Source organism: Dyella agri (assembly GCF_044904705.1).
Classification (GTDB): Bacteria; Pseudomonadota; Gammaproteobacteria; order Xanthomonadales; family Rhodanobacteraceae; genus Rhodanobacter_A; species Rhodanobacter_A agri.
Window position 1 is genome coordinate 497,180 of record NZ_JADIKL010000002.1, and the last position, 26,947, is coordinate 524,126.

A 26,947-nucleotide genomic window follows, 5' to 3' on the forward strand; every position below is an offset into this window, starting at 1 on the left:
GCACCGCAGCCCGAACGACAACGGCCGCCCGAGGGCGGCCGTTGCGTATGCACGGATGACGTGCAGGCTTGTTTAGAAGCGATACTCGATCGAGCCCGAGAACGCTGCCACGTTGAGATGGCTCTGGCCATCGCCGCGGCGGCCGTACAGCAGGTGGTAGTTGTCGTAGTTCACCGCCAGGCTCACGTTGCTGGTGATGTTGTAGCCCACGCCGGCACCGGCGAACCAGCCGTTGTTCCAGCTCTTGGCACGCTCGCCGCCGTTGCCGATGGTCTCGCCCATGTAGCTCTGCGAGCGCATGTAGCCCGCATGGCCGGTGACGAACCAGTTCTGGTAGAAGTCGTACTTGCCGTTCACGCCGACGGTGGCGGCGCGCGGCTTCAGCCAGCTGCTCACGTTGTTGCTGACGTCCTTCGGACGACCCAGGTAGACGTAACCGATTTCCGGACCGACGTAGCCGTTCCAGCGCCAGCCGAAGCGCACGTTCTGGAACACGCCGTTGTCGTGGCTGACGTCGGCACGGTACCGGGTCTGGCCCAGGTTGCCGGCGACGTAGAAGTTGTCCAGCGGGTTGCTGTCGTCGGCGTGGGCGGCCTGGCTCAGCAGCGGGGACGCGACGAGGGCGGCCATGGTGGCCGAAAGGAGAAGCTTCTTCATGGGTGACTCCACATCTTTTTGTTGTTCACCGCGGGCTGGGGAACCCGTGGTGCATCGCGCGGGGATACGCGAAGGCGCCGACGGTGGCGGCGAAGTCTTGCGCCAAGCTTTCGCTTAACAATCCACCGGGGCGTGCGTTCAGTCTCCGGTGTGGCACGCGGGCGTGACCTCTGGCAGGGGGAGCATGTTGCGCGCCCGGTCTAGCATCCGGGTTCCAGCCGCGCCACTCGCTTTGCGCGGCCGTTGCCCAAGGGAGAATCCATTGAAAGCCACACGCCTTGCCTCCGCCATCGTCGCCAGCGCCTTCGGCCTGGTCAGCCTCAACGCACTCGCCGATGTGCCGCCGCCGCAGGATGTGGCTTACCCGGGAACGCTGCAGATCAGCGTGGACGCCACCGATCTTGCGCACCGCGTGTTCCGCGTGCATGAGGTGGTGCCCGCGCAGGCCGGCCCGCTGACCTTGCTGTACCCGCAGTGGCTGCCCGGCAACCACTCGCCCAGCGGCCCGATCGACAAGTTCGCCGGCCTGGTGGTCAAGGCGAACGGCAAGGTGATCCCGTGGACGCGCGATCCGCTCAACGTCTTCGCTTTCCACGTCGAGGTGCCGCAGGGCGCCAGCAACGTGGAAGTGGACTTCCAGTTCCTCTCGCCGCAGAACACCCGCCAGGGCCGCGTGGTGATGACGCCGGAAATGCTCAACCTGCAGTGGAACGCGAACTCGGTGTATCCGGCCGGCTACTACAGCCGCCAGATCAAGACCGAAGCCAGCGTGACCTTCCCCGCCGGCTGGCAGTTCGGCAGTGCGCTGGAAGTGGCTTCGCGCGACGGCGACACCGTGCACTTCAAGCCCACCACCTACAACACCCTGGTCGACTCGCCGATCTACGCCGGCAAGTACTTCCGGCGCATCGACCTCGATCCGGGCGCCAAGACGCCGGTGCACATGGACATCGTGGCGGACGAGTCGAAGTACCTCGCGGCGACGCCCGAGCAGATCAAGCCGTTCCGCGAGCTGGTGCAGCAGATGTACAAGCTGTACGGCGCGCACCACTACGACCACTACGACTTCCTCGTCTCGCTCAGCGAAAAGATGAGCGGCAACGGCCTGGAGCACCATCGCTCCAGCGAGGACGGCACCTCGGCCGACTTCTTCACCGAGTGGAACAAGAATGCGCTGGGCCGCGACCTGTTCTCGCACGAGTTCAACCATTCGTGGGACGGCAAGTACCGTCGCGGCGCCGACCTGTGGACGCCGAACTTCAACGTGCCAATGAGCGACACCTTGCTGTGGGTGTACGAGGGCCAGACCCAGTTCTGGGGCCAGGTGATGGCTTCGCGCTCGGGCCTGTGGAACGAGGAGCAGGCGCACGACATGTGGGCCTACGTGGCCGCCACCTATGACAAGGGCCGCCCGGGCCTGGCCAGCTGGCGCAACGTGCAGGACACCACCAACGATCCCACCATCGCCCAGCGCGCGCCGCTGCCCTACCGCAACTACCAGGCCAGCGAGGACTACTACTCCGCCGGCCAGCTGATCTGGCTGGAAGTCGACGGCAAGCTGCGCGACCTGAGCGGCGGCAAGAAGAGCATCGACAACTTTGCCAAAGATTTCTTCGGCATGGACAACGGCAGCTACGTCACCAACACCTACACCTTCGACGATGTGGTGAAGACGCTCAACGACATCGCCCCGTACGACTGGGCGTCGTACCTGCGCACCCGCCTCGACGGCCACGGCCCGCTGATCGGTGGCCTGGCATCGCACGGCTGGAAGCTGGTCTACACCGACACGCCCAGCGCCGCGGTGAAGGCGATCGAGTCGCGCCGTCACTTCGCCGACCTCACCTACTCGCTTGGTCTGTCGGTGGGCAAGGGCGGCGCGATCGGCGATGTGTTGTGGGACGGCCCCGCGTTCAAGGCCGGCCTCGCCCCCAGCATGACCATCGTCGCCATCAACGGCCATGACTACGATCCCGACGCGCTGAAGGATGCCGTCACCGCCGCGGCGAAGGACAAGAACCAGTCGATCGAGCTGCTGGTGAAGGACTTCGACCAGTACAAGACCATCCGCATCGACTACCACGACGGTCTCAAGTACCCGCACCTGGTGCGCGACACCGGCAAGCCCGACACGCTGACCACGCTGTTCAAGGCCCGCTGATCCGCCTAGCCTTCCTCCCCCCTCTCCCGCTTGCGGGAGAGGGGCTGGGGGAGAGGGCGGTCCCCGCCCCGCAGCACCCCTTCAAGCCGGACCCGCCCCACATGGGCGATCCCGGCCATCTCCGCTATACTGCCCCTCCGCCGCGGCCCGGATCACCCGTCTGCCGTGTCGTGCACACCACGCGCCCGTAGCTCAGCCGGATAGAGTAGTGGCTTCCGAAGCCATTGGTCGGGGGTTCGAATCCCTCCGGGCGCGCCATTCCTAAGTTAAATTCTGCGAGTTTTGGACAAATCACCGCAAAGTGTCGGTTTTGACACTTTATGGTGCTTTCGGCTTTGACACGAACTGCCGTTTCCCAGGTGTTTGTCCGGGTTGAGCGCGCTTTCTCCCTGTCCCAGTACCGCCACAAGCTCGGGGAGCGTGAAGGTAACCGACCGGCGTCCTCCCGGTTTTGAATGGCACGCGGGTTTGGAGTCCAATCGACGACGACGAGCGGAACTCTGATAACCACATGCCGGGCTGACGACGCCCGGCATGCTGTGTCCTTGACGCACTCGGGAATCAGTTTTCCTTGGTCGCCGATTTGCCGAGGTCGATCAGCGGGATGCCGCCACTGGTGACGGATGGCAGAACGCCATTCCAGTGTTGGAGGCCATAGAACTTCGTGTATTCCGGATTGGCACGTAAGGCGGCACCGACCGTTTCGGCCGCCTTCGCTTGCGCGTTCGCCTCGATCACTTGGGAGTCGGCGCGGCCCTGGGCAGCCTCGACGGCCGCCTTCGCCTGGGCCGCGGCGAGCACCGTGGCCTGCTCACCTTCGTACTTTGCGCGCGCGACCGTATTTTCGGCCTGCACGGCATCGGCCTTGGCTTTCACTGCCTGCTCGATCGACGCTTCGAAGATGGGCGAGTAGTGGATCCCGGTGAGCTGGACGTCGATCACGTCGACGCCGAAAAGGCTGCCGAGTCCTTGGTTGATCGCGCTCCGCATCTGTGCCGTGATCTGGGCGCGCTGGTCGCTGATCGACAGCGTGTTGTACTTGGCGAAGGCCTCCAGCGCGCGGTCGCGGACGACAGGTAGCAGCGTGGAATCGATATCCACGGCACCCGCCCTGCCGATCTTGTAGAGCAGGTTGAACACAGAGCGCCCGGGGATCTGATAGATGACACTGATGTCGATCGTGACCTTCTGGTTGTCGTTCGTGTAGACGTCGAGTCCAGCCAGCGTGTAGATCGAGCGACTGGTCTGGAGGCGGTCCACGGTCTCTACCAGCGGCACCTTGAAGTGCACGCCAGGTCCCAGGGGTTCGCTGGTGACGACCTTGCCGCCCATCCAGCGGATGCCTGCCATCTCGCTGGGTTGCACGACAAAGAACGAACCCGACAGCACGATGATCGCCAGGATCGCGATCGCCGCAAGCTTGATAAGCCCGGCATTGCTTCCCGATTTGGAAGTGAGGTCCTTGAGCATACGAGGGCACCCTGTGTTTGGAGTTGCGGTATCAACCGATCGACGCACCGCTCTAAGCGGGCGTCGGACGATGAAGTTCGACTGGTCAGTCCAGAATCACGTGGGGCACGAACCGCGAGGTATCACGCGTGATAAGTCCGGCATCCTCACGCAAGCCCATGCCGGCCGGTGCGTCCCCGACGACCCAGCTTCCGATGAGTGGATATCCACCCGCGAATTTCGTCAGTGGGTGGTAGGCCTGCCGGATGTGCGGTGCACCCGTGTACGGGCCGTCGGATTCCACCGTCGCCCCTTCGGCGGTACGGATACGGATGTTCGCACCCTCGCGCGAGAAGAGCGGCTTGCGCACCCATCCATCCGGAAGCGGTGCCGGGTTCTCTGCCTCGAAGTAGGCCGGAAGCAAGTTGGGGTGCCCTTCGTGGCGCTCCCATAGCAGCGGCAGGATGCCCTTGTTGCTGAGCACCGATTTCCACGGCGGCTCGATGAGCTGCAAACCGGACCCCGGCAATGCGGAGCCGTACCGATCGGCAAACAGATCTTCCAGGGGGTACAGCTTGAACAGCGCGCCGATGACGATGTCGTCGAGATCCGTGAACGTACCCGTGGTGGACAGGCCGATGTCCTCGATCGCAATGGTGCCGGCAGCAAGACCGGCCTGCTGGGCGCAGTCGCGCAGATAGTCGATCGTTCCCTGATCCTCTGCGCTCCCTCGCACCGCGCTGAAATAGAACGGCCGCGGCAACCCTTTCGCCAGCTCGGCGAACGCCAGCACCAGCTTGTCCTGGATGCTGTTGTACTGATCGGCGCCTTTCAACAATGCGCCGCGCTCGATCTGCTGTTCCAGCCAGATCCACTGGAAGAAGGCTGCCTCGTAGAGGGAGGTCGGCGTGTCGTAGTTCAGCTCGTAGAGCTTGGCGGGCCCGCTGCCGTCGTAGGCCAGATCCATGCGCCCGTAGAGATGAGGCTGGCCCCTGCGCCAGCTGTCTGCGATCCAGTCCCAATGAGATGACGGAATCGCAAGCTTTGTGAGGAGTGCTTCGCTGCGCAGGATGTCGCCTACCAGGGACATCGCCATCTGGTGGATTTCGCCGGTCGGATCTTCGATGTCCCGCTCGATCTCCTGTAGGGAGAAGGCGTAATACGCCGATTCGTCCCAGTACATCTCCCCACTGATCGTATGGAAGCGGAAGCCATAGGCCTCCGCCGTCCGCTGCCAGTCCGAGCGCGGGGTAATGGCGATGCGTTGCATGGTCAGCTGCCCCAGCCACCCGCCGCAGCGTGCGCCGAGCCGAAACCGCCACGGCTGTCCGTGATCGCGCGGGAACCCGATCCGCTGCTGCCGTCGCCGCTGGCCGCCGAGCCCCATCCGCTCGAACTCGAACGGTAGCTGCCGCCGTAGACACCGTTGCTGGGTGGCGAGTAATAACCGCCACTGGTCGAGCGGTAGATCGGCCCCACCGGCACATACGACGTGCGGTTGGCGTTGTCGAGCATGCGGGCGATCATGAAACCGCCGAGCATGGGCATCCAGAAGGAGCCATGGTCGCCGCCGGACTGCTGGCACATGCCCGCACCGAACTGGGCGATGCACTGTTCCAAGGTGCCGAAATGCGGGCTGTCCTTTTCGGAGTTGACGACCGCTTGGTCATGAGCCGTCTGGCAGGTATCGCGCGGCACGCCGGCTGCGACGCAGCTGTCGACCGTCGCAAAGCTTTGCTGTGTCGGCGCTGGCGAATCGTCGCAGGCGGTCAGCAGCAACGGAGCCAGGCCCATCAGAACCAGTGACGCGGTAGTGGATCGTTTCATGATGTTCTCCTTCCGTGGCTCAGGTAATCGACAAGTCGGCGTCACTGACGTCGGTGCCCAGCGAATAGACCACGTCGAAGTTGTTCGGGCCGTAGTCCTCCGCCGTCACGAACAAGTATTCGTATCGGCCAGGCAAGCCCTCGACCTCTCGCTGGTAGAGCATCGAGTAGTGGGTCATGGTGAAATCGGCCGGGCCGCCAGACGGATGGGTGACCGATTCGTCGTAGACGATCGGCGGCGCCCATGCATTGGCTGCGCCGTCTCCCCATACACGCTGGTAGGTGCGGCCGTTGAACGTCAGCTCGGGTTTGCCGAGATCGGACGTCGGCTCGACCCACTGGCGGAACGCATCGACGGTCGGCGGATTGATGGTGTCGGCGAACACGAACAGCTTGATCTCGTCGATCTGGCCCGCCGTCGCCTTGACCTGATACCAGGCGTCATCCTCGACGTACCAGCGGTACAGAAAAGTGCCGCCGCCCAGGTCGACCGTCCCCAACGCCTCGATGGGCTGATCGCCCGCCGGTGGTTCGAAGCCGAACGCACCTGCGTTGGCCTTGAAGAGCAACGCATCGACAGCGACGGCGCCGCCGAGCCGGAAGCCGCCCAGGCCGCGCGGCGTGACGGCCGCAGTCGACGCTTCGGCCTTCTTGCCGAACAAATTCCCGAACATGGTGTGTCCTTTCGCCCCTGTGGGTAAGACCGGCAGCGCAGCATGTGCGCTGCCGGCATGATGGCGTCAGTTGGCCGGTTTGGTGAAGCGCGCGAGCACGTCCGCTGCCGCCGTGTCGGAGGGTACGACCCCCGCGGCCTGCAGGCGCTTCTGGAGGTCGCCGTCACCGCTGGCGTCTTCCAGTTGCTTCGCCGCATCCAATTGCGCGTCCTTCAGGCGCTGCTGTTCCTGGATGCGATCCAGCGAGTCCATGGCAGTGCGCAGCTTGGCGTTCGATCCCGACGTGCGCGACGTGATCGCTTCCTGGGCACGCTGCACGGAAGCGGTGGCCTTCACGGTGTCGATCTGGCGCGTGAGGTGTTCGACGGTCGACTCGGCCTGGCGGATCGAACCGCGCAAGCGTTCGATGTTGTCGTCCATGCCCTTGATCGTTGCGCTGTCCGATGCGATCTCGTTTTCGAGTGCGGCGACCTTGCCGGCGACCTCGAGCGCCAGCGCCTGCTGGTCACCCTTGTCCACGAGCTTCTGGATAGTGGCATTGAAGTCCGCGACCTTCGCCTTCTTGGCGTCCAGTTTGTCGCTGGCGATCTTCCGCTCGGCCATGAGCTTGGTCAGGTCGATTTTCGACTGGTCGAGGGCGGCATTCGAATCCCGGATCTCCTGTTCCAGGATAGTGATCGCGTTGCGATCGACGATGGCCTGGCCGGCTTCGGTGGCAGTGCCGCGTACCAGCGTGATGAGTTTCTCGATGATGGCCATGGTTGCCTCAGTGCAGATGGGAGTGGAGTTCGTGGGCGGCCTGCGTGGCGCAGTGGCCGAGGGTATGGATCTCCTCGATCACATTGGCCAGGGGCGACAGCGCCGAAAGCTGGCCGAACACGATGTAGGCATCTTCGCCATGCACCGTGCTGAGGCCGATGTTCGACAGTGGGTAGATCGGGTTCAGGCGCAGGCAGGCTTCGTTGAAAGTGCTGCGGTCTTTCACGCTAGACGCCAGGCAAAGTACGGTCGATACGTGCACTTCGGTGCCGGATGCCAGCATCTGCATGGGCAGGTCGCCGTGATCGTGGGCCTCGATATGGATTACCGCCTCGGGGGCGTGCTCCAGCGTGATCTGTGCGCGGCCCTCTTTGACGTAGTCGGAAGCGTGTAGCGCCTCGAACAGGGAATGGGTCGTCCAGTGGTGTGCCATTGCGTGGTTGTCCATGAGGTAGACGTAGGAAGGGAGGGTGGGTAGTCGCAGGGTCTGTTCGATGCGTGAGAGGGCCTCCTTGTGCTCCTCCCGGATGAAGACCTGATAGGGAGACAGTCCCATCTCTTTCATGCGCTCCCGGAAGCGTCGCTGCGCGAGTGCTCCCGGCGATGGGCTGCTTTTCTTTCGTGACATCGTGCCGCTCCAGGCTCATTACAAGTAATCATTACATGTAATTACCTTGATACACTATCTCACTTGCGCCGTCGTCTTCCGGACCGCGCAGGCCGCCGGTTTGGCAGCATGTGGGGGCATTCCAAAAAAAGCAGCCCGAACCGCCGGCACAGGACGTTGCATGACGGCCAGGACGCCGGCGTCTACTTCCGCCCGCTGCCTTCCCTGGAGCCATCGGCAGCCGCTCCGGCGGCGTATCCCGGCGGGCCTCCCGCACTAGCCGAATAGCCATCGTCCAGGGTCTCGAGGAAGGCGGTCATGTCGTCGATCTCCAGCGCGTCCAGGGCAGGGCGGTCGCCCTTCGCGCGATCCATCGGCGGGTCACTGCGGTCGACGTTGCCGCGGTAGCGCGGCGGCAGGTCGTCATAGGCAATGGGCTTGCCGTGCGCGGCCGGGTACCACTTGCGCGGGTCGGTATCGCGTTCGACGTAGAAATGCAGCGCTTCGGACAAGGTGTGGAAGTAGCCGTTGTGGAAGAACACCTGGCGCGCGGCGGTGTTGCGCAGAGTGGGTGTCTTGAACATGCCGCAATACGGCGCCTGTCCGGCCAGGTCGTGGCGATAAGGCCCGCACAAGCCCATGTCGTAGTAGCGTGGGTCGCGGTTGGCGGGGATGGCCGGATTGCGCGGCACGCCCAGCGCCGCATAGCCGTAATCGGTGAAGGCCGCGGGGCGGCCGCCCGGACCTGGCCTGTCGATGTGGCAGGAGGCGCAGTTGCCTTTGCGCGGGTCGTTGAACAGCGCGTAGCCGTGCAGCTCCTGCGGCGTGAAGCGGGCATGGCCCGACATCACCGCGTCGAACTTGCTGGTGTAGGGATGGAAGCTCGGGTCCTCGGTCTGGAACGCCGCCAGCGCGGCGCCGATGTCGGCGAGCGCCGTGGCGGGATCGTCGAGGCTGTCGGCGCCGAACACGCGGATGAACGCCGAGGCGTTGGCGCTGCGGCGCATCGCCGCCATGACTGCCGCCGGATCCGCATTGGCCATCTCGTCCGGATTCAACAAGGGCACCGCCGCCTGCTGCTGCCGCGAGGCAGCTGCACCATCCCAGGTGAAACCGCCGGTCGGTCCTTCGTACTCGGCATCCTCGGAGCCAGGCATGTAGGCATGCAGGCTGAACTGCGGCGTGCCGTCCAGATAGCGCAGCGAAGGCACCGCGCGTGCGCCTGCATGACGCAGATCCGGCCCGCCGAGCTGCACCGCCCGTCCGTTCGGCGGGCCGTAGGCGTGATCGGGGCTGTGGCAGCTGGCGCAGGACATCTGCCGCGACGCCGACAGCGCGGTGTCGAAGAACAGCAGCCGGCCCAGTTCGGCCTGCGCGCTCAGCCCCGGTGGTGCCGGCGGATAGCGCACCCATCGGCGGATGGCTGCATCCTGCGTGGCATCCGCGGCGGCCGGGATGGTGGATGCCGCACGGATATCCGCATGCGCCGTATCGTGCGAGAAGGACCGGGTGCTGCCGATACACGCGACCGCCACGACCAGCGTGATGGTCGTGGCGGACATCCAGCGTGGGATCAGCAGGTGGCGCATCGCTCTACCCGGCAATGAGCTGCCGGGAATCTTGTCGTCAGAAATGGAACATCGACATCAGATCGCCCACAGCGGGTCCGTTGATTGGCCGGTACGGTTTGCCGGCCACGGTCACCGGGTCCGGCAGGTTGTCGCGGCTGCGCGGCGACAGCGGCGGCAGCCGCCAGTTGCGCTCGATGAATTTCAGTATCGATGCGTGATCGCCGTATGCGTGGTCGACCACGCCTTTGCGCGCATACGGCGAGACCGCCAGCATCGCGATGCGCGGGCCGTCGCCGAAGAAGTCCAGTGTCTGGATGTAGCCGGTATCGAAATGGCCGCCGCCCTCGTCGGTGGTGACCAGGATCGCGGTATGCGCCCACAGCGCCGGATCGGCCTGCACCCGGGCCAGCAAGTCCTTGAGGAAGGCCTCGTAGCTGGCCGGCGCCGAGTAACCGGGGTGGCCGCTGTCGAAATTCTTCGGCACCACGAAGGACACTGCTGGCAACGTGTGGTGCGCCAGGTCGCCATACAAAGTGGCGAGGCCGGCGAGGCCGGACTTCAGCGCCGGATCGCCCATCACTTTCGCGGACGCCACCAGCGGATCGCCGATGTTGTTGTACTGGAGCATCTGCGCCTTCGCCGCCGACATGTGCAGCGTCGCCGCTTCGTCGGCGACGTCCGCCGCATCGCGCGCACCGGTGTACCACTTCCAGCTCACGCCGTGCTTTGCCAGCGTCTCGGCGATGGTCGGCACGCTCTGCGGCGGGTAGTTGTAGTTGTTCGGGCCGATCGGCTGCGGACGGCCGTCCATGTCGTAGCCGGGGTTGTAGTTGTTCATCAGGTAGTAGGCGCCCGGCGCACACTTGCTCGGGATGTGCCGCTCGCCGAGGAAGGCGAGGATGGCTGCCACGCCCGGCTGCTTCGGATCCGAGCAGTTCACGTACGAGCCGCCCTGGTAGCCATCGCGGCTAAAGAAGTTCGCCGTGCCCGGCATCGGGTCGGGATTCTCGACCTGGCTGGCCGGCGGCGCCGCCAGCTTGCCGTCCTTGTTGAAGGAGGGCATGTCGGCCGTGGCGATGGTGAAGAAGTTGTCGCCGGTACCGCCCATGATGGACTGGTGGTAGTTGTCGCTCAGCGCGTAGTCCTGCGCCAGCGAGCGGAACAGCGGCGCGTCGCCGGCAGACATGTTCATGAAGCCCATCAGCTCGCCGCCCTGGGCCGGATTGGCCGGGCTCACGCCCGGGGTGTCGCCGCCTTGTCCGGTGTTGTCGGCCACCCAGACGAACATGTCCAGCTTGTGGTTGTCGCCGCCGGTCTGCTGCCACATCTGGAAGAAGCGGTGCACCGGATCGCCGGTGCGTACCGCGCTCGCCAGCGCGTCACTGCCTGCGTTGCGGTACGGCACGTAGCGGGTGATCTGGAACGGTCCGTTCGGCAGATCCGCCGGGAAGCGCTTGTCCGGCACACCGCCGGCGTTCTCGAAGGTGACCGGGTTCATTTCGCCGATCTGTTCCGGCTGCGGCAGCGTGGCGTAGCGGCCGGCGCGCTCGGGCTGGATCGTGTAGAGCCTGGATGGCGCGCCTTTGCTCTGCGCCGCCAGCGCGAAGTTCGGCCCGGGCGTGCCATCGGCGTTGATGATGCCCTGGGACAACAGGTTGTTTACCGACTGTCCCGCCGTTGGCGCGTAGCCGCCGAACAACCCGTCGAAAGTCTGGTTCTCGCCGATCACCACGATCACGTGCTGGATCGGCGTGATACTCGGTCCGTTCGCCAGCGCCAGCGCCGATGCGGCGGCGCTCGCCGGCACGGCCGGGGAAAGCGGGCCGCGCGCGGGCAGGGAGACGACGACACGAGCGGCGTCGCTGCCCACAGCGACCTCGCCCTTGTGCAGATTGAAATGGACGACGGAGAACAGCTGGCCCAGGGGCGTGCGGCTGTCCACGCGGTACGCCTCCGTTCCGCCTGACGCATGCGTCACCTGCGCGGCCGACACATGGAACGCGACATAGAGCGGGGCGAGCGCCGCGGCGACATCCCTTTCCGCTCCGGCAATGCGTTCGGGGGTGACACCGGCCATCTGCGTCGCATCTGGCGCGTCCGCAAGCGTCTCGCCAAGTGCGCGCTGGGCCAGCAGCGTGCTGACCGGATTGAGATTCACCACCAACTGCGCCCGGCTCGGCACGGGAACGAATACCGCTGACAGCGTGGCCGGGGTGCCGTCCTCGTCGTTGAACGGTGCGGTCAGCACGAAGGGGCCGTCGCCGTCGAGCGCGAGCGCGTAGCGGCCTTGCCCATCCGTCACGCCGGATACCACATGCCGCCCCGCGCGATCGGTAGCCTCGACGGGCACGCCGGCCACCGGGACGGCACCACCGACTACGCCACTGAGAGTGACGTGGTTCTGGGTGGTTTCCTGATGGCAGGCGGTCAGCGAAAGCAGGAGGGCTAGTGGCAACAGGCAGCGCTTCATGGGCGATCTCGGCAGGCAAATGGACGTCCGTCGCACGGCACGGCGCCGGCGGCGGATGCTCGGGTGGACGCGGTCGTGCGTGCTCGCATCCGGACGTGACTTGAAGCTCCCCAATCACGCTCTGTCGCGGACTGTCCCGGCTGCAAGGCGGCCATCGTGCGGATGGCGCCGGGTTGCCGGGCAGTTGCCGGAGGCGCGCGATGGCGTCGAAGAATACCTGACGAGGCAGTCCCCGGTTGTCGCCGTTCGGATCGGAGCATGCATGGTCGCGAAAGGCCGCCATGCTGGTCAGGCTTTGTGAAATTCCACTTGCGGCGATATGACGGCGGCATGTCGCGCATCGCGGGCCGCGCAGAGATACAGAGCCGACTCCGAGGCACGATGCGCCCCAAGTCCCATCCATGGCCGCGCCTTGCAAGAAATCGCGGCTTAGACCAAGCCGTCCGGACGGCTATCCGCCGCCACCGCACTGTAACCTGGGCCGGTCACCCTTCCGTCATTGCCGGATCGGCTGGTTACGGGTGGCTCGCGTGTCGTTCTTATCGGGTATTCGCCGGCATCCCATGGCGATCAACGTGCTGGCGGGCAGCGCCGCGTTCCTGGCGTATGCGTCGATGTACGCCTTCCGCAAACCGTTCACGGCCGCCACGTTCGAAGGCATGCATGTCGCCGGCGTGGATTACAAAGTGTGGCTGGTGATCGCGCAGGTCATGGGCTACATGCTCAGCAAGGTGCGCGGCATTACCTGGATCGCGGAAATCCAGCGCCAGCGCCGTGCACGCACGCTGGCGGGGCTGATCGGCTTTTCGTGGGTCGCCCTGCTCGGATTCGCGCTCGTTCCGGCGCCGTGGAATATTCCCTTTCTCTTTCTCAACGGCTTGCCGCTGGGCATGGTGTGGGGCGTGATCTTCGGTTATCTGGAAGGGCGCCGCGGCACGGAGATGATCGGCGCGTGCATGTGCGCCAGCTTCATTGTCGGCTCGGGCGTGGTGAAGTCGGTGGGTACCTGGCTGATGGCGAGCTGGCACGTCAGCGAATTCTGGATGCCGTTCGCCACCGGCGCCTTGTTCGTCGCGCCGCTGTGCCTGGCCACATGGGTGCTCGAACATCTGCCGGCCCCCGATGCCGCCGACATTGCGGCGCGCAGCGTGCGCGTGCCCATGGATGCGGCGGCGCGGCGCGCGTTTGTCGCGCGCTTCCTGCCCGGCATCGCGATGATCGTGATGGCCTACGTGGCGCTGACGGTGACGCGCGATTTCCGCGACAACTTCGCGGCGGAAATCTGGGCCGACCTCGGCCGCGGCGGCGATGCCTCGGTATTCACCGAGACGGAGGTGCCGATCGCCATTGCCGTGCTGATCATCACCGCCTTCACCATGGCGGTGCGCGACAACCTCAAGGCGCTGATGCTCAACCACGTGCTGATCTTCGGCGGCTTCGCAGTGGCTGTTTTCTCGACCTGGCTGCATAGCCACGGGATGATCGATCCGTTGAGCTGGATCGGCTTCAGCGGCTTTGGGCTCTACCTGGCTTATGTGCCGTACAACGCCACTTTCTTCGAACGCATGATGGCGACGTTCCGCGTCACCGGCAACGTGGGCTTCATGATGTATATCGCCGACAGCAGCGGGTACATGGGAAGCGTGCTGGTGATCCTGGTGAAGGAGTTCGGCGGCATGCGGCTTTCGTGGGCGTCGTTCTACGCCGACACGGTGATGACGCTGTCGGGCATCGGCATGCTGATCACCCTGATATCCGCGCTCTACTTCCACGAGAAGGCGCGGCGTGCGAAAGCGCCGGTCGCGGTGCCGGTCGCGGCTTGAAGCGCCGCGGATTCAGGCGGCGCGCAGCGTAGCCGGGCCGGCCATCGCCAGCGATGGCCGGTATAAGGATCATGGTGTGCGATAACGCAGCAGCGCGTCGCCGAGCATCTGTCTGAGCGGCGCGAGCTGGCGGGCGTAGTTCGTCCACTGGTCGATGCCGTCGCGGAAAATGGGGCGACGCACCTGCTCCGAGCTGGCGGTGCGCACGCTGCGCGCGGTCTTGTGAAATTCCAGGCAGGCCGGTTCGAACGGGAGTCCGCAGAAATCGAGGATGCGGCGCACGCTGCCTTCCAGGTCGTCGACCACGTCTTCGTGATGCACGCGCAGCACGCGGCCGGGCAGTGCCTCGTCCCAGTGCCGCATCAGCTCGAGGTAGCTGCGGTAGTAGCGCGCGATGTCCTCGACGCTGTAGGTGAACTCCTGGCCGGTGGCGAACAGCTGCTTGAGGTTGCTGAAGCAGCAAGCCATCGGTTCGCGTCGCGCGTCGATGATCTTCGCGTTCGGCAGCATCAGGTGAATCAGCCCGAGATGCCGGAAATTGTTCGGCATCTTGTCGATGAAGAAGGGCTTGCCGCTGCGATAGATGCGCGTGTCGCGCAGGTATTTCTCGCCCAGCCGGCGGAAGTCCCCGGACTGCATGTCGGCCAGTACGCCAGGGTAACGCGGGTCGTCGAGATCGGGGTCGCGCCCCTGCAGGTCGAGCACGATGCGCGGGATATCGGCCAGCTCCTGCGTGCCCTCGACCTGCGAATGCGATGCGAGAATCTGCTCGATCAGCGTGGAGCCTGCGCGCGGCAGGCCGACGATGAAGATGGGCTCCGCGCTGGGGTCGCCGAGACCGGCGTGTGCGGCCAGGAATTCGCGCGTGCACACGTCGATCTGCTGGCGCGTGTTGGTCTCGATGATCTCCGGGCGATAACGGCTTTCGGAGCGCTTGAGCGCGTTGCCTTGCGCGTAGTAGTGCCACGACTGATCGTAGTCGCCCTGATCTTCCAGCGCCTTGCCCAGCGCAAAGCACAGGTGGTAGCGGTCGACCAGCGGCGTGGCCGGTGCGGCTTCCTCGGCGCGCATGCGCGCGATGTCGCCGTCCGGGAACCGGTAGGTCTTGAGGTTGGCCAGGCTCCAGTAGGCGTCGCCGAAGCTGGGGCGCGCCGCCGTCGCGGCGCGGTACGCCTCGATGGCCTCGGTTTGCTGGCCCTGCGTTTTCAGGGCATGGGCCAGCGACAGATGCAGGTCGGCCGCGCCCGGCGCTTCCTGCAGCAGCCCCCGGTAGAGCGCGATGGCGCGGTCGTGTTCGCCCAGGCCGACGCTCGCGCTGGCGTACAGCGTGCGGTAATCCGGATGTGCAGGCTCGACCGCCAGCAGTTGCTCGATTTCCTCGCAGGCGCGTTGGTACAGGTGTCGCTCGAACAGGACGCAGGCGTAGTCGTAGCGGGCCGCACGGTAATCCGGGGCGATCTTCAGCACGGCGTCGAGCAGCAGCTCGGCATCGTCGAGTACGTCGCGCGCCAAGCCGATGCGGGCGAGCAAGCGCATGCCTTCCACATCGTTGCCGGCCTTGAGCAGATAGGCGCGGATAATGCGTTCGGCGGCATCGAGCTCGCCGTCCGAGAAATGGCTGGTCGCGCGCACCACATCGGGGGCCAGGCGCTTGAGCGTAGCCACGTGTGCCGCGGCGGTCGCGGCGTTGGTGGCATCGCCGGTCATGCGGTAAAGGCCTTCGAGCAGGTTCCAGCTCGAAGGCAGGGCCGGATTGATGTTCACCGCCTGCAGCAGCGCGTCGATGGCGCGCGGCGCATCGCGCATCACCACGTAGCAGTGGCCGCGCTCCTCGTGCAGGCGGCTGTATCGGGGATGCTGCCGCTCCAATTGCGCCAGCGTCTGCAAGGCCGCATCGATCTGTCCCAGGTAACGCTGATTGCGGGCGATCAGGTAAAGCACCTCGTGCTGCTCCGGCACTTCGGTCAGCAGCGCCTGCGCTGCTTGCAAGGCCTGCGCATGCTGGCCTTCGTTATGCAGCTGGCGGATGCGTTCGATATCGCGTTCCAGCGACGAAGGAATAGGTTCGGCTGCGGTGGCGTTCATGGATGCAAAGTCGTAAAAAAAGAACGGGGGCGGGCTGTTCGCCCGCCCCTTTCCAGGTGCGCCTGTCCGTGAGACAGACCGATCAGAATTTGAAGCCTGCCTTCAAGCCGATCACGCGCGGACGAATCGGCACTTGCGACTCGATGAACTCGGCCGAAGACGTGAACACGCTGGCGTGGCTGTTGTTCAGGTTGGTGCCGTACAGCGACACGTTCCAGTTGTCCTTGGACACACCCACGGAGGCGTCGACGGTGGTGTAGCCGCTTTGCAGATAGCGCAGCTCCACCGTGGTGATGTTGGTCACGCCCTCGCCGCTCGGATAGGTGGCCGGCTGGTTGTACATCGAGCCGGTGCGGTTGAAGCCGATCTGCGCGAACGCCTTGTAGTCGCCGCTGAACGTCCAGTCGTAGCGCGCACGCATGTTGTACTGCGAACGGGGCGAGAAGGCCGGCACGCTGCCGATCTCGCCGAACGGGTTGGCGAACGAAGTCTCCGCGCCGACGGCCCCGGTTTCCACGATGCACTTGTTGAAGTTGGCCGAGCCAGCGATGTTGTTGTAGAGGCACGGCGAGTTGGTCTGCTTGGCGTGGTTGAGCGATCCGGCGCCCATGATAGTCAGTCCATCGGTGACGCGCGCCTGGAACTGCAGCTCGATGCCGTCCACCTTGTAGTTCGGCCCGTTCACCGCGAAGGTGGTGTTGCCCAGCACCAGCGGGTTGAAGAACTGCATCTGCACGTTGTTCCACCGCATGTCGTACGCCGAGCCGTTGAACATCAGGCGGTCGTCGAAGAAGGTGGTCTTGAAGCCGATTTCGTTGTTGGTGAGCGTGTCGGGCGCATAGCTGATCGGCTTCTTGTACTGCGCCACGCCGTCGAGTTTGGCCACGCCGGAGGTGGTGCGGTTGAAGCCGCCGGGGCGGAAGCCCTGCGAGAAGGTGTAGTACAGCATCATGTCCGGCGTGATGTGCCAGGTCAGGTTCGCGCGGCTCTTGAAGCCGTGGTACGTCTTGCTGTAGTTCATTACCGTGTCGTTGCCCACATAGGTGCCGTTGGGCACGTTCACCTGGGCGGTGGTGGTGTAGAACTCCGTGCCGCTCTGCCATTCGGAGTAGTGGTAGTAGCGCGTGCCGGCAGTCGCCGTCAGCACGTCGGGAATGATGTCGTACGACATCGAACCGAAGGCCGCCTCCTGCCTGTAGCCGCGCCGCTCCACTTCACCGAAGGCGGTGTTGTCGGGGAGCATGACGCCCGGCGACGACATCGCGTTGGCCACGCACGGATAACCGCCGGCCATCGCGCTGGCGAGGTTCGTCGGCGTACAGGACGGGATGGTCTTGTAGTCGAAGTCCATGTGGTCGTTGATGTTGAAATCTTCGTAGTACAGGCCGCCGATCACGCGGAAGCGATAGTCCTCCGGCGTGTTGAGGCGCAGCTCGTGGCTCTGGTGCGTGCTGCGGACGTGATCGTTCCAGTAACCGATCGGCGAATAGCAGATCGGCTTGCCGGCGCTGGACAGGCCGGCCGACGTGCCGGTGCAGTTGTAGTACATGCCGCCGGCGCTGCGCGAGTAGTTGGTGTAGTCCTGCTGCTCGCTGATGCGGCGGTTGGTGTAGCCGCCTGAATACACCAGCGACAGGTCGCCGATCTGCCCGTTCAGCGTCCACGCGGTGTTGCTGTAATGGTCGTTGTTCCAGCCCGGCACGAACGAGGTGATCTGGTTGGTGCCGAGCTTCTGGCCGTCGGCGCCGACCGGGTAGGTGGAGGACTGGCCGCTGGCATCCAGGTTCTGGTAGCTCTCGGCGATCAGGAAGTTCCAGTTGTCGTTGATCTTCCACAGCGCGGACAGGCGGCCGCCCTGGTAATCGACCGGATTCCAGTTGTTCTGCGCCACGCTGAAGTTGTTGGCGACCGGCGTGCCGCCGGCAGCGACGTAGGGCGCCATCGCACCGCCGCCATCGGTAGGCTGGCGGGTGAACGTGCTCGGCACGTTGTCGATGTAGCCGCCCTGGTGGTCGTTGTAGATCACGCCGCGCAGCGCGAACGTGCCAGGGACGATCGGCAGGTTCAGCACCGCGTTGGCGGCGTTGTTCGGACCGCCGCCGGCGGTGATGCCCATGCTGGCTTCCACGCTGCCGCCGACGCGATCGAGGTTCGGCTTGTTGGTGATGTAGCGCACGGCACCGGCTTCCGCGCCGCCGCCGAACAGCGTGCCCTGCGGGCCTTCCAGCACCTCCACACGCTCCATGTCGGCCATGTAGATGTCGAGGTTGCGCGCGGGGAACTGCATCGACTGGTCGTCCAGGTAGACGGCCACGTTCGGGAACGGCGCGATGGATGCGCTGGACTGGTTGCCCAGGAAGCCGGTGCTCAGGCCGCGCATGTAGATGTTGCCCTGACCCGGGCCGTTGGCGGCGAAGGTCACGTTCGGCAGGTACTTGATCAGGTCGTTGAACGACGCGATGTGCAACTGCTGCAAGGTGATGCCGGTGAACGCCTGCAGCGTGATCGGCACGTCCTGCATGTCTTCCGCCGTGTGCTGCGCGGTTACCGTGACGGTGCCGAGCGTGGCCGCGCGGGAGGTATCGGCGCTGTCCGGCTTCGCCGGCTGGGTGGCTGCAGCAGGCTGCGTGGCCGGCGCGGGCGGCGTGGTGTCGTTCGCGTAGCACATGCGACTCATCGCGAGCGCAGCCAGCACCGCGCAGGTGATTGAATTGATCTTCAAGACGCTATCCCCAAAAGTTGTGGTCGCCGGGCAATGCCGGCATCAAGGCCTGATGTTGCAGCGCCGAAAAGGCTAGGGATCGGCGATGAAATGCTTATGACGTGGTCTAGCCAAGTTCGTTGGCTGTCTATGCGCTTGCCGATCTCGGAACCTGCATGGAAAGCGGGCGCAGCGACGCGGCATGCAGCGATGCACGCACGGACTTGCGATGCATGGACAAGCGGGCGGACGGCCGGCGGCATGCGCAAGGCATCGCACGACCTTCGCCCGGGTCGGGCGATTGAAACGTCCGGGAAGCAGACGAACGTGCCCGCCTGCTCCCGCCGGTATGCCGGCGGGGTGTCGATGACGCGATGAAAGGATGTGGGCCCGGGTGGTGGGCTTTGTCAGAATGCCTGCTTTCCGTTCACCCAGACATTGCGCACGATCGGCAGGCCGTCGACGTCGCGCATGCGCACTACGTCGGCGCGCATTCCCGCCTTCAGCGATCCGCGGTCGCCGAACCCGAGCGCCTTCGCCGGATTGCGGCTCACGGTCGCCATCGCCTTGGGCATCGACCAGCCGGCCTGCGTATGCAGGATGAAAGCGCCGTGCAGCAAGCTTGCGGGAACGTAGTCCGACGACAGCATGTCCAGGCGATCCGTGCGCGCCAGCTCGAGTGCCGCGACATTGCCCGAGTGCGAACCGCCGCGCACGACGTTTGGCGCGCCCATCACCGTCGTCAGCCCGTGCGCATGCGCGGCATCGGCCGCTTCCTGCGTGGTGGGGAATTCCGAGATGGTCACGCCGATACGGCGGGCGTGGTCCACCTGCTGGGCGTCGGTATCGTCGTGGCTGGCCAGCACCGTATGGCGGCCCTGGACCATCGCCAATACCGCGCTTTCGTGCCGGGCGCTGTATATGGCCTGCTGCTCGGTGCGGCGCTTCACCACTTCGGCGAATTCGTCTTCCGTCCAGGTCATGCGGTTCTTGCTGTAGTACTTGCGGTATTGCTCGATATCGCGGTACTGGCGTTGGCCGGGTGTGTGGTCCATCAGCGAGACCAGCCGCACGCTGCCGTGATCCATCAAGGGTTCGAGCGTCTCGATCAGGCGGGGGTAGGCCAGCTCGCAGCGCAGGTGGATCCAGTGGTCGGCACGCAGGGCGCCGCTGGCCTGGCCTTCGAGAATCGCATCGTAGGTGCTGCGCAAGGTGTCGATGCGCACGCTTTCTTCTTCCACGTCGCCGACCGAGAGCGCGTCGAACACGGTGGTGATGCCGGCGGCGACCACCTGCGCGTCATGCGTCAGCACCGCCGGAATCGACGGCCACAGTACGCCGGCGCGCGGCATCAGGTGCTTTTCCAGGTTGTCGGTGTGCAGCTCGATCAGGCCGGGAATGACATAGTCGCCGTCGCAATCGATGGCGTTCGGCGCCTGGGTCGAGCCCTCGTCCACCAGCCGGATCACGCCGTTGCGTGCGATAAGGGTGCCGTGAACGACGCCATCGTCGGTCACGATGCGCGCGTTGGTGAGAGCTAAATCTTTCATGGTGGTCTCGGCGAGGGGTGCAAGGGTTCAAACAGGGGAATCAGGCGGCTTCGAGCGCGTGCATCGGAAACAGGCGTGTGGCGACGCGATCGCGCATGTCTTCGTCGTGGAAGATGCCGAGCACCGCCGAACCCGCGGCGCGCGCTTCGGCCAGAAGCTGTGCCACGACGTCGCGGTTTCCGGCATCCAGCGACGCCGTGGGTTCGTCCAGCAGCAGGATCGGGCGCGGCACGATCAGGCCGCGCGCGATGTTCACGCGTTGCTGTTCGCCGCCGGAGAACGTGCCGGGCGGCAGCGACCACAGACGCTCCGGCACATTCAGCCGGCGCAGCAGGTCGCCGGCGCGCTGGCGTGCCTCCTGCTCGTCCGCTCCCATCTGCAGCAACGGTTCGGCCACGATATCTAGCGCCGGCACGCGCGGAATCACCCGCAGGAACTGGCTGACGTAGGCGAGCGTACGCCGCCGGACGTCCAGCACCTCGTGCGGCGCCGCCGTGGCCAGATCGACCAGGCGGCCGTCGTGGCGCACGTTCACCGTGCCGCGGGTCGGGTGGTAGTTGGCGTAGATCACGCGCAGGAGCGTGCTCTTGCCCGCGCCGGACGGGCCGGACAACACCACGCATTCGCCCGCGTGCAGGCGCAGGTCGAGTCCGCGCAGCACGTCGAGGCGTGCGCCATGCTGGTGGTGGAGTTCAAACGACTTGCTGAGGTCGCGCAATTCGAGCATCAAGGGAGCGGTCATGTCGTCAGCACCGAGGAAACGAGCAGTTGCGTATACGGGTGCTGCGGGTCGTCGAGTATCTGGTCGGTGAGACCCGTTTCGACCACGCGCCCTCCTTGCATCACGATGGTGCGGGCGGCGAGCAGGCGCGCCACGGCCAGGTCGTGCGTCACCATCACGGCCGCCAGGCCAAGTTCGTTCACCAGCCTGCGCAACAGGTCGAGGATGCGTGCCTGCACCGAGACATCCAGTCCGGCCGTCGGCTCGTCCATGAACACCAGGCGCGGTTGCGTCACCAGCGTCCGCGCGATCTGCAGGCGCTGCTGCATGCCGCCGGAGAAACTGGTCGGTGCGTCGTCGATGCGCGCGGGATCGATCTCGACGCGCTCGAGCCAGCCGCGCGCGATATGGCGCAGCTGGGCGTAGTTGCGCATGCCCAGGGCCATCAGGCGCTCGGCGACATTGGCGCCGGCACTGACGTTGAGGCGCAGGCCGTCGCGCGGGTTCTGCGTGACGAAGCCCCACTCCTCGCGCGCCAGCCGGCGTCGATCGGCTTCGCTCAATGCGTCGAGTTGCAGCCAGCTGCCATTGCGCTGGCGATACCGCACCGAGCCGGAAGTCGGCGCCAGTTGCGCGGCCACCGTATTGAGCAGGGTCGATTTGCCCGAGCCCGATTCGCCGACGACGCACAGCAGTTCACCGGGATGGAGCTCGAAGCTCACGTCCTCGCAGCCGATGCGCGCCCCGTAGTGGCGGCTCAGTGCGCGTACCTGCAACAGCGCGCTCATGCTTGCGCCTCCTGGCGGCGGTCGCTGCAGAAATCGGTGTCCGAGCACACGAACATGCGCGTGCCGCTATCGTCCACCACCACTTCATCCAGGTAGCTTTCGCCGGAGCCGCACAACTCGCATCGGTGCTCCCAGCGCTGGATCTCGAACGGATGGTCGTCGAAGGCCAGGCTTTCCACGCGCGTGTAAGGCGGTATCGCGTAAAGGCGCTTCTCGCGGCCGGCGCCAAACAGCATCAGGGCGGGCGAGCGGTCGAGCTTGGGATTGTCGAATTTCGGAATCGGCGACGGCGAGGTGAGGAAACGCCCGTCGACCAGCACCGGATAGTCGTAGCTGGTGGCGATGTGGCCGTATTGGGCAATGTCCTCGTACAACTTCACGTGCATCAATCCGTAATCCGCAAGGGCGTGCAAGGTGCGCGTTTCGGCTTCGCGCGGCTCCAGCGTGCGCAGCGGCTCGGGTTCCGGTACCTGGAACACAAGGATCTGATCCTCGCGCAGCGATGTTTCAGGAATGCGGTGGCGGGTCTGGATCAGCGTGGCGTCGGCGGTGTGTTCCGTGGTGGCCACGCCGGCGACACGGCTGAAAAAGCGCCGGATATTCACGGCATTGGTGGTGTCGTCCGCACCCTGGTCGATCACTTTCAATACGTCGTCGGGTCCAAGCAGGGCGGCGGTGACCTGGATGCCGCCGGTGCCCCAGCCATACGGCAAGGGCATTTCGCGGCTGCCGAACGGCACCTGGTAGCCGGGAATCGCCACCGCCTTCAGCAAGGCGCGGCGCAACATGCGCTTGGTGTCTTCGTCGAGGAAGGCGAAGTTGTAGGCAAACGGTTTCGTCGTCATGCGGAGACGCCCTCCGCCACAACATCTTGCGGTTGTTCGTCGCGCGCACCCGCATGCTGCGCCGCCAGCGTGCGCAGCAAGGACAGTTCGGCCTGGAAGTCCACGTAGTGCGGCAGCTTCAAATGCTGCACGAAGCCGGATGCTTCCACGCTGTCCGAATGCGACAGCACGAATTCCTGGTTCTGCGCGGGGGCATAGTTGGGCTCGGCCAATTCGTCGCAGCGCAGCGCGCGGTCGACCAGCGCCATCGACATCGCCTTGCGCTCGCCTTCGCCCATGCACAAGCCATAGCCGCGGGTGAATTGCGGCGGTACGCCGTTGCCGCCGTGGAACTGGTTGATCATCTGGCATTCCGTCAGCACGATCGAGCCGATCTCGATCGCAAAGCCCAGCTCTTCCGGGCAGACCCGCACGTCCACTTCGCCCATGCGGATCTCGCCGGCGAACGGATGGCTTTCGGCGTAACCGCGCTGCGTGGAATACGCCATGCCCAACAGAAAGCCTTCGTCGCCGCGCGACAGGTTCTGCAGGCGTGTCGCGCGATCGGCCGGAAAAACCAGCGGCTCGCGGGTCAGGTCGACCGGCTCCGGATCGCTGCCGGGTCCGATGCGTTCGATCAACGCTTCCGCATCCAGCAGGTCGAGCACGCGGGGCATGTCCGGCGGCAGCGGCACGTCGGCGGGCGTCACGCTCGCGACGGGCGTCGTGTCGAATTCCAGTAGGCGCTGCGTATAGTCGTAGGTGGGGCCAAGTACCTGGCCGCCCGGGACGTCCTTGAACGTGCCCGACACGCGTCGGCGCACGCGCATTGCTGTCGTATCCAGCGGCAGCGTGTAACCGAAGCGCGGCAAGGTGGTGCGATACGCGCGCAGCAGGAAAATCGCCTCCAGCATGTCGCCCGCCGCCTGGCGGATGGCCAGCGCCGCGAGGTCTTCGTCGTACAGCGAGCCTTCCTGCATCACGCGCGCCACGCCCAGGCGCAACTGCTCGCGGATCTGCGCAAGTTCCAGTTCCGGCACGGCGGCGTCGCCGCGCCGCGCTTCGGCCAACAGTTCCAGCGAACGAGCGATCGCTTGCTCGCCGCCCTTCACGGCTACGTACATTCAGCCCTCCAGCAGGCGGGTCGTGCGCGGCAAGGCAAGCACCTGCTGCCCGGCGACGAGATAGAGATCGATACCCAGCGGCAGCTGCGCGGCGAGCGCGGTACGCTGCTGCCAGAAGTCGGCGGGTAGTTCGTCGATGGCGACGGTGGCGGTATCGCGGATGCCGGGGCCGGAGAAACGGTGCCCGCTATCTCCGGCGCGGATCGCGGCGACCTGGATGACCAGGCTCGCCGAGCGATCCGGGTAACGCGGATCGCCCAGAGCAAATGCGTCCAGCGGCGGCATCGACACGGGATCGGTGATCAGTGCGAAGTCCGCGTGCCGCGGCTGTTCCGCCAGTTTCAGGCCGGCGTGGAAGCGTACGTGGCGAACCGCTTCTTCCTCGGCTTGCTGCAACCATACGGAGGTCGTCGCATCGCACAAGGTCAGCACGATCGCCATCGCGGCCGGCGCAATCGGCGCAGGGGAGGGCGGCAGCACGGGCAGTTCGCGCGGCACGGCAGGGCGTGCCATCGCCTGCAGCAGCTCGCGGAACGTGCGCTGGCTGTCGAAAACGGGATGGGCAAAGGCGGCCAGCATCATTCGCCCCGCACCACGGTGAAGAAGTCCACCTTGCTGGCTGCGGCCTTGCGGCTGGTCTCGTCGCGGCGACGGTCTATCGCGTGGCGCAGCGGTTCGACCACCTGCAGGTTCAGCTGCGCGCGCTGGTCGGCGTCCTGCAGCATCGCGTCGGCCAGCGCGGCCAGCTCCGCATGGCGCGTATTGCTGCCGCGTACCCAGGCGTGGCCGATGTGGCCGCCGGCTTGCACGCTGCAGCGGGTGACGCTGATCTCGCCGAAGTTGAACTGCGGGCCGGTGCCGCCGACCCGGCCGCGCAACATGTACAGGCCCGTCTGCGCCGGGCGCAGCCAGGTGGTGTCGGCCGGCGGCGCGAAGGCGTCCATCGCCTGCGCCAGTTCGGCGGGGTCGGCTTGCGCCAGCAGCGACATCCAGTGTGCGCGCGCCAAGTGGGGGGAGGTGTCCATGGGTGTTCCTAGGCTTGTCACAAATGTCTAGTTATCTAGACAGGCAGGAGCGCCCCGGGGGTGCTCCACGTGGCCCATTGCAGCAGCCCAGCGTGCCGCTGCCATGACGATGAATAGACAGGTTGAGGACGTGGTATGAGCGAAATAGAGCGGGGACGCGGCGTCGCGCTGTGGAGCCAGATCAGCGGCATCCTCGCGTCGGAGATACTCAAGGGGCAGCCGCGCCAGGGCGAGCAACTGCCTTCCGCGCAGGAGCTGGCCGCGCGTTTCGACGTCAACCGCCATACCGTGCGCCGCGCCATCGCCGCGTTGGAAGGGCGCAATCTGGTCCGCACCGAGCAGGGGCGCGGTACCTTCGTGCAGGAACAGACGATGGATTACGTCATCAGTCGCCGCACGCGCTTCACGCAGAACATGCGCAATCTCAATGTCGAAGCCGACTTGGAGTTCCTGGAAGATGCGCGCGAGATCGCGCCGCCGAAGGTCGCCCAGGCATTGGGCCTGGATCGCCACGAATACGTCTACCGCATCGAAACGCTGGACCGCGCCGACGGCCATGTCGTCGACTACAGCACCGCCTACTTTCCCGCCGCGCGCTTTCCCGATTTTCCCGCCGTGTACCGCCGGCTGCGGTCGGTGACGCGCACGCTGGCCGAATTCGGTGTGGCCGACTACGAACGCAAGCACACGCGCGTCTCCGCGCGCCTGCCGGACGCCAACACTGCGCGCCTGATGAAGCAGCCGGCGAACCGTCCGCTGCTTTACGTGCAGTCGATCAACGCCGATACGCGCGGCGTGCCGGTGCAATATGGCATCACGCGCTTTTCCGGCGATTGGGTGCAACTCGTGCTGATGGCGGGCCACTGATGCGCTATGCCGTGTATTTCTGCCCGGCCGCAGGGAGCGCGCTGGATGCCCTCGGGCGGGCGTGGTTGTCCGCCGGGCAGGTGCCGGGCATGGCGCCCGGACGCCTGCACGCCTTGACCGCCAACGTGCGTCGCTACGGCTGGCATGCCACGCTGTGCGCGCCGTTCGCGCTGGCCGCGACGGCCAGCTACGACGACCTGCGCAGGGAGGTGGCCGATATCGCGCAACATGCCGGCGGCATCGAACTGCCCTTGCATCTGGATCGCCTCGCCGGTTTCCTCGCGCTGCGTCCATCCGTCGACGCGCAAGCCGTCGAAGCCTTGGCCGAACGCTGCGTGCGCCGCCTCAACCCGCTGCGCGCATCGAACACCGACGCGGCCTGGCAACGTCGCGCGTCGCATCTCGACGCGGAGGAGCTCGCGCTGTCCCGCCAGTTCGGCTATCCCTACGTGCTGGATCGCTACCGCTTCCACATGACGGTCGCCGCACCGGCCGACGAGAGCGAAGAGCAGGCGATACGCGAATGGTTTGCGCGCGGCCAGGCGGGCGGTTCCGTCGCTGGCATCGACGCGCTCACCGTCTGTCGCGAGAGCGAACCCGGCCAGGCTTTCGAACAGGTCGAGCGCTTCGCGCTTGGCGCGGGGAGGCCGGCATGAGCGAAGGCTGCCTGTATTACGTGATGGGTCCATCCGGTGTGGGCAAGGACAGCGTGTTGGCGTGGGTGCGTGAGCACGGCGTGTCGCATGGCGTGTTGTGCGCGCATCGCTACATCACACGGCCCGCGCATGCCGGCGGCGAAAACCACGTCGCGTTGAGCGAGGCGGAATTCCACTCGCGGAAACAACGCGGCCTGTTTGCCTTGACCTGGGAAGCGCATGGCCTGCACTACGGCATCGGCGGCGAGGTCGTGCATTGGCTGGCGCATGGCGCCGATGTGCTGGTGAATGGATCGCGCGGCGCATTCGCGTCGGCCTGCGAGCGGTTCCCCGCCTTGCGGCCCGTGCTGGTCACGGCCAGCCCGGAGGTGATCGCCACACGCCTGGCCGCCCGCGGACGCGAATCGGAGACGGAGATCGCCGCGCGCATCGCGCGCCTGGGCACTTATCCGGCACCGCCGGGCAGCATCGTCATCCACAACGACGGTTGCCTGGCGGAAGCCGGCTCGAGTCTGCTGCAGGCGATTCGATCCGGCGCCTGGGACGGGCAGCAAGAGGCCCCCGCGTCCCGGTTGGCACTGTAAGAGCCTGTTCAATGTCTCCGCGTAG

23 protein-coding genes and 1 tRNA gene are annotated in these 26,947 nt (G+C 65.6%); 6 read left to right on the forward strand and 18 right to left on the reverse strand.

Features of this window, described 5'->3' with window-relative positions; genetic code table 11:
* Nucleotides 1–72 precede the first annotated feature (72 nt).
* Nucleotides 73–657, reverse strand: a complete 585-nt coding sequence (locus tag ISP14_RS04715; protein ID WP_404536682.1) for an outer membrane beta-barrel protein — start codon at nucleotides 655–657, stop codon at nucleotides 73–75.
* 262 nt (nucleotides 658–919) lie between these two features.
* Here ISP14_RS04715 and ISP14_RS04720 point away from each other — a divergent pair, with 262 nt between their 5' ends.
* On the forward strand, nucleotides 920–2,818 hold the full coding sequence (locus tag ISP14_RS04720; protein ID WP_404536684.1) for a M61 family metallopeptidase: 1,899 nt from the start codon (nucleotides 920–922) through the stop codon (nucleotides 2,816–2,818).
* Nucleotides 2,819–2,999: 181 nt separating this feature from the next.
* A tRNA-Arg gene (locus ISP14_RS04725) sits at nucleotides 3,000–3,076 on the forward strand.
* 303 nt (nucleotides 3,077–3,379) lie between these two features.
* On the opposite strand, the gene ISP14_RS04730 is transcribed toward ISP14_RS04725, so the two are convergent.
* From ISP14_RS04730 to ISP14_RS04765, 8 genes are all read right to left on the reverse strand, one after another.
* Entirely contained in the window at nucleotides 3,380–4,288 is a 909-nt protein-coding gene (locus ISP14_RS04730) for a prohibitin family protein (protein ID WP_404536686.1), read from the reverse strand.
* 85 nt (nucleotides 4,289–4,373) lie between these two features.
* A complete protein-coding gene (locus ISP14_RS04735; RefSeq protein ID WP_404536688.1) occupies nucleotides 4,374–5,537 on the reverse strand; it encodes a glutathionylspermidine synthase family protein in 1,164 nt (387 codons plus the stop codon).
* A gap of 2 nt (nucleotides 5,538–5,539) precedes the next feature.
* On the reverse strand, nucleotides 5,540–6,094 hold the full coding sequence (locus ISP14_RS04740; RefSeq protein ID WP_404536690.1) for a DUF1190 domain-containing protein: 555 nt from the start codon (nucleotides 6,092–6,094) through the stop codon (nucleotides 5,540–5,542).
* Between the two features lie 19 nt (nucleotides 6,095–6,113).
* Complete coding sequence (locus ISP14_RS04745; RefSeq protein WP_404536692.1) at nucleotides 6,114–6,767, reverse strand: DUF2491 family protein; 654 nt, start codon at nucleotides 6,765–6,767, stop codon at nucleotides 6,114–6,116.
* A 66-nt stretch (nucleotides 6,768–6,833) separates the two neighbouring features.
* A complete protein-coding gene (locus ISP14_RS04750) occupies nucleotides 6,834–7,526 on the reverse strand; it encodes a PspA/IM30 family protein (protein ID WP_404536694.1) in 693 nt (230 codons plus the stop codon).
* 7 nt (nucleotides 7,527–7,533) lie between these two features.
* Complete coding sequence (locus ISP14_RS04755) at nucleotides 7,534–8,154, reverse strand: YjfI family protein (protein WP_404536696.1); 621 nt, start codon at nucleotides 8,152–8,154, stop codon at nucleotides 7,534–7,536.
* 182 nt (nucleotides 8,155–8,336) lie between these two features.
* The gene (locus tag ISP14_RS04760) at nucleotides 8,337–9,722 is read right to left on the reverse strand and encodes a cytochrome-c peroxidase (protein WP_404536698.1); all 1,386 of its coding nucleotides are present in this window, start codon (nucleotides 9,720–9,722) and stop codon (nucleotides 8,337–8,339) included.
* A gap of 37 nt (nucleotides 9,723–9,759) precedes the next feature.
* Complete coding sequence (locus ISP14_RS04765) at nucleotides 9,760–12,174, reverse strand: alkaline phosphatase family protein (RefSeq protein ID WP_404536700.1); 2,415 nt, start codon at nucleotides 12,172–12,174, stop codon at nucleotides 9,760–9,762.
* A gap of 530 nt (nucleotides 12,175–12,704) precedes the next feature.
* Between ISP14_RS04765 and ISP14_RS04770 the strand changes: the two genes are divergently transcribed.
* On the forward strand, nucleotides 12,705–13,997 hold the full coding sequence (locus ISP14_RS04770) for a DUF5690 family protein (RefSeq protein ID WP_404536702.1): 1,293 nt from the start codon (nucleotides 12,705–12,707) through the stop codon (nucleotides 13,995–13,997).
* A 69-nt stretch (nucleotides 13,998–14,066) separates the two neighbouring features.
* Here the strand turns inward: ISP14_RS04770 and ISP14_RS04775 are convergent, their stop codons facing one another.
* From ISP14_RS04775 to phnG, 9 genes are all read right to left on the reverse strand, one after another.
* Nucleotides 14,067–16,082 carry a tetratricopeptide repeat-containing sulfotransferase family protein gene (locus ISP14_RS04775; protein ID WP_404536704.1) on the reverse strand — a complete coding sequence of 672 codons (2,016 nt, stop codon included), beginning with the start codon at nucleotides 16,080–16,082 and terminating at the stop codon, nucleotides 14,067–14,069.
* Nucleotides 16,083–16,164: 82 nt separating this feature from the next.
* On the reverse strand, nucleotides 16,165–18,804 hold the full coding sequence (locus ISP14_RS04780; RefSeq protein WP_404536706.1) for a TonB-dependent receptor: 2,640 nt from the start codon (nucleotides 18,802–18,804) through the stop codon (nucleotides 16,165–16,167).
* A 386-nt stretch (nucleotides 18,805–19,190) separates the two neighbouring features.
* Nucleotides 19,191–20,333, reverse strand: coding sequence for an alpha-D-ribose 1-methylphosphonate 5-triphosphate diphosphatase (locus ISP14_RS04785; protein ID WP_404536708.1), 1,143 nt, complete (start codon nucleotides 20,331–20,333; stop codon nucleotides 19,191–19,193).
* 40 nt (nucleotides 20,334–20,373) lie between these two features.
* The gene (phnL, locus tag ISP14_RS04790; RefSeq protein ID WP_404536710.1) at nucleotides 20,374–21,075 is read right to left on the reverse strand and encodes a phosphonate C-P lyase system protein PhnL; all 702 of its coding nucleotides are present in this window, start codon (nucleotides 21,073–21,075) and stop codon (nucleotides 20,374–20,376) included.
* Nucleotides 21,072–21,842, reverse strand: coding sequence for a phosphonate C-P lyase system protein PhnK (phnK, locus tag ISP14_RS04795; RefSeq protein ID WP_404536712.1), 771 nt, complete (start codon nucleotides 21,840–21,842; stop codon nucleotides 21,072–21,074). Before phnK ends, phnL begins: the two co-directional genes overlap by 4 nt.
* Nucleotides 21,839–22,687 (reverse strand): alpha-D-ribose 1-methylphosphonate 5-phosphate C-P-lyase PhnJ, encoded by an 849-nt coding sequence (locus ISP14_RS04800; protein WP_404536714.1) that lies wholly within the window; start codon nucleotides 22,685–22,687, stop codon nucleotides 21,839–21,841. Before ISP14_RS04800 ends, phnK begins: the two co-directional genes overlap by 4 nt.
* Nucleotides 22,684–23,790 carry a carbon-phosphorus lyase complex subunit PhnI gene (locus ISP14_RS04805; RefSeq protein ID WP_404536716.1) on the reverse strand — a complete coding sequence of 369 codons (1,107 nt, stop codon included), beginning with the start codon at nucleotides 23,788–23,790 and terminating at the stop codon, nucleotides 22,684–22,686. Before ISP14_RS04805 ends, ISP14_RS04800 begins: the two co-directional genes overlap by 4 nt.
* The gene (gene phnH, locus ISP14_RS04810) at nucleotides 23,791–24,372 is read right to left on the reverse strand and encodes a phosphonate C-P lyase system protein PhnH (RefSeq protein ID WP_404536718.1); all 582 of its coding nucleotides are present in this window, start codon (nucleotides 24,370–24,372) and stop codon (nucleotides 23,791–23,793) included.
* A complete protein-coding gene (gene phnG / locus ISP14_RS04815) occupies nucleotides 24,369–24,815 on the reverse strand; it encodes a phosphonate C-P lyase system protein PhnG (protein WP_404536720.1) in 447 nt (148 codons plus the stop codon). The genes phnH and phnG overlap by 4 nt, the downstream gene beginning before the upstream one ends.
* A gap of 135 nt (nucleotides 24,816–24,950) precedes the next feature.
* Between phnG and phnF the strand changes: the two genes are divergently transcribed.
* From phnF to phnN, 3 genes are read left to right on the forward strand one after another with little or no spacing between them, the layout of a single operon-like run.
* Nucleotides 24,951–25,682 carry a phosphonate metabolism transcriptional regulator PhnF gene (gene phnF / locus ISP14_RS04820; protein ID WP_404536722.1) on the forward strand — a complete coding sequence of 244 codons (732 nt, stop codon included), beginning with the start codon at nucleotides 24,951–24,953 and terminating at the stop codon, nucleotides 25,680–25,682.
* Nucleotides 25,682–26,338, forward strand: a complete 657-nt coding sequence (locus ISP14_RS04825) for a DUF1045 domain-containing protein (RefSeq protein ID WP_404536724.1) — start codon at nucleotides 25,682–25,684, stop codon at nucleotides 26,336–26,338. The genes phnF and ISP14_RS04825 overlap by 1 nt, the downstream gene beginning before the upstream one ends.
* On the forward strand, nucleotides 26,335–26,922 hold the full coding sequence (phnN, locus tag ISP14_RS04830) for a phosphonate metabolism protein/1,5-bisphosphokinase (PRPP-forming) PhnN (RefSeq protein WP_404536726.1): 588 nt from the start codon (nucleotides 26,335–26,337) through the stop codon (nucleotides 26,920–26,922). The genes ISP14_RS04825 and phnN overlap by 4 nt, the downstream gene beginning before the upstream one ends.
* The last annotated feature ends 25 nt before the right edge of the window (nucleotides 26,923–26,947 follow it).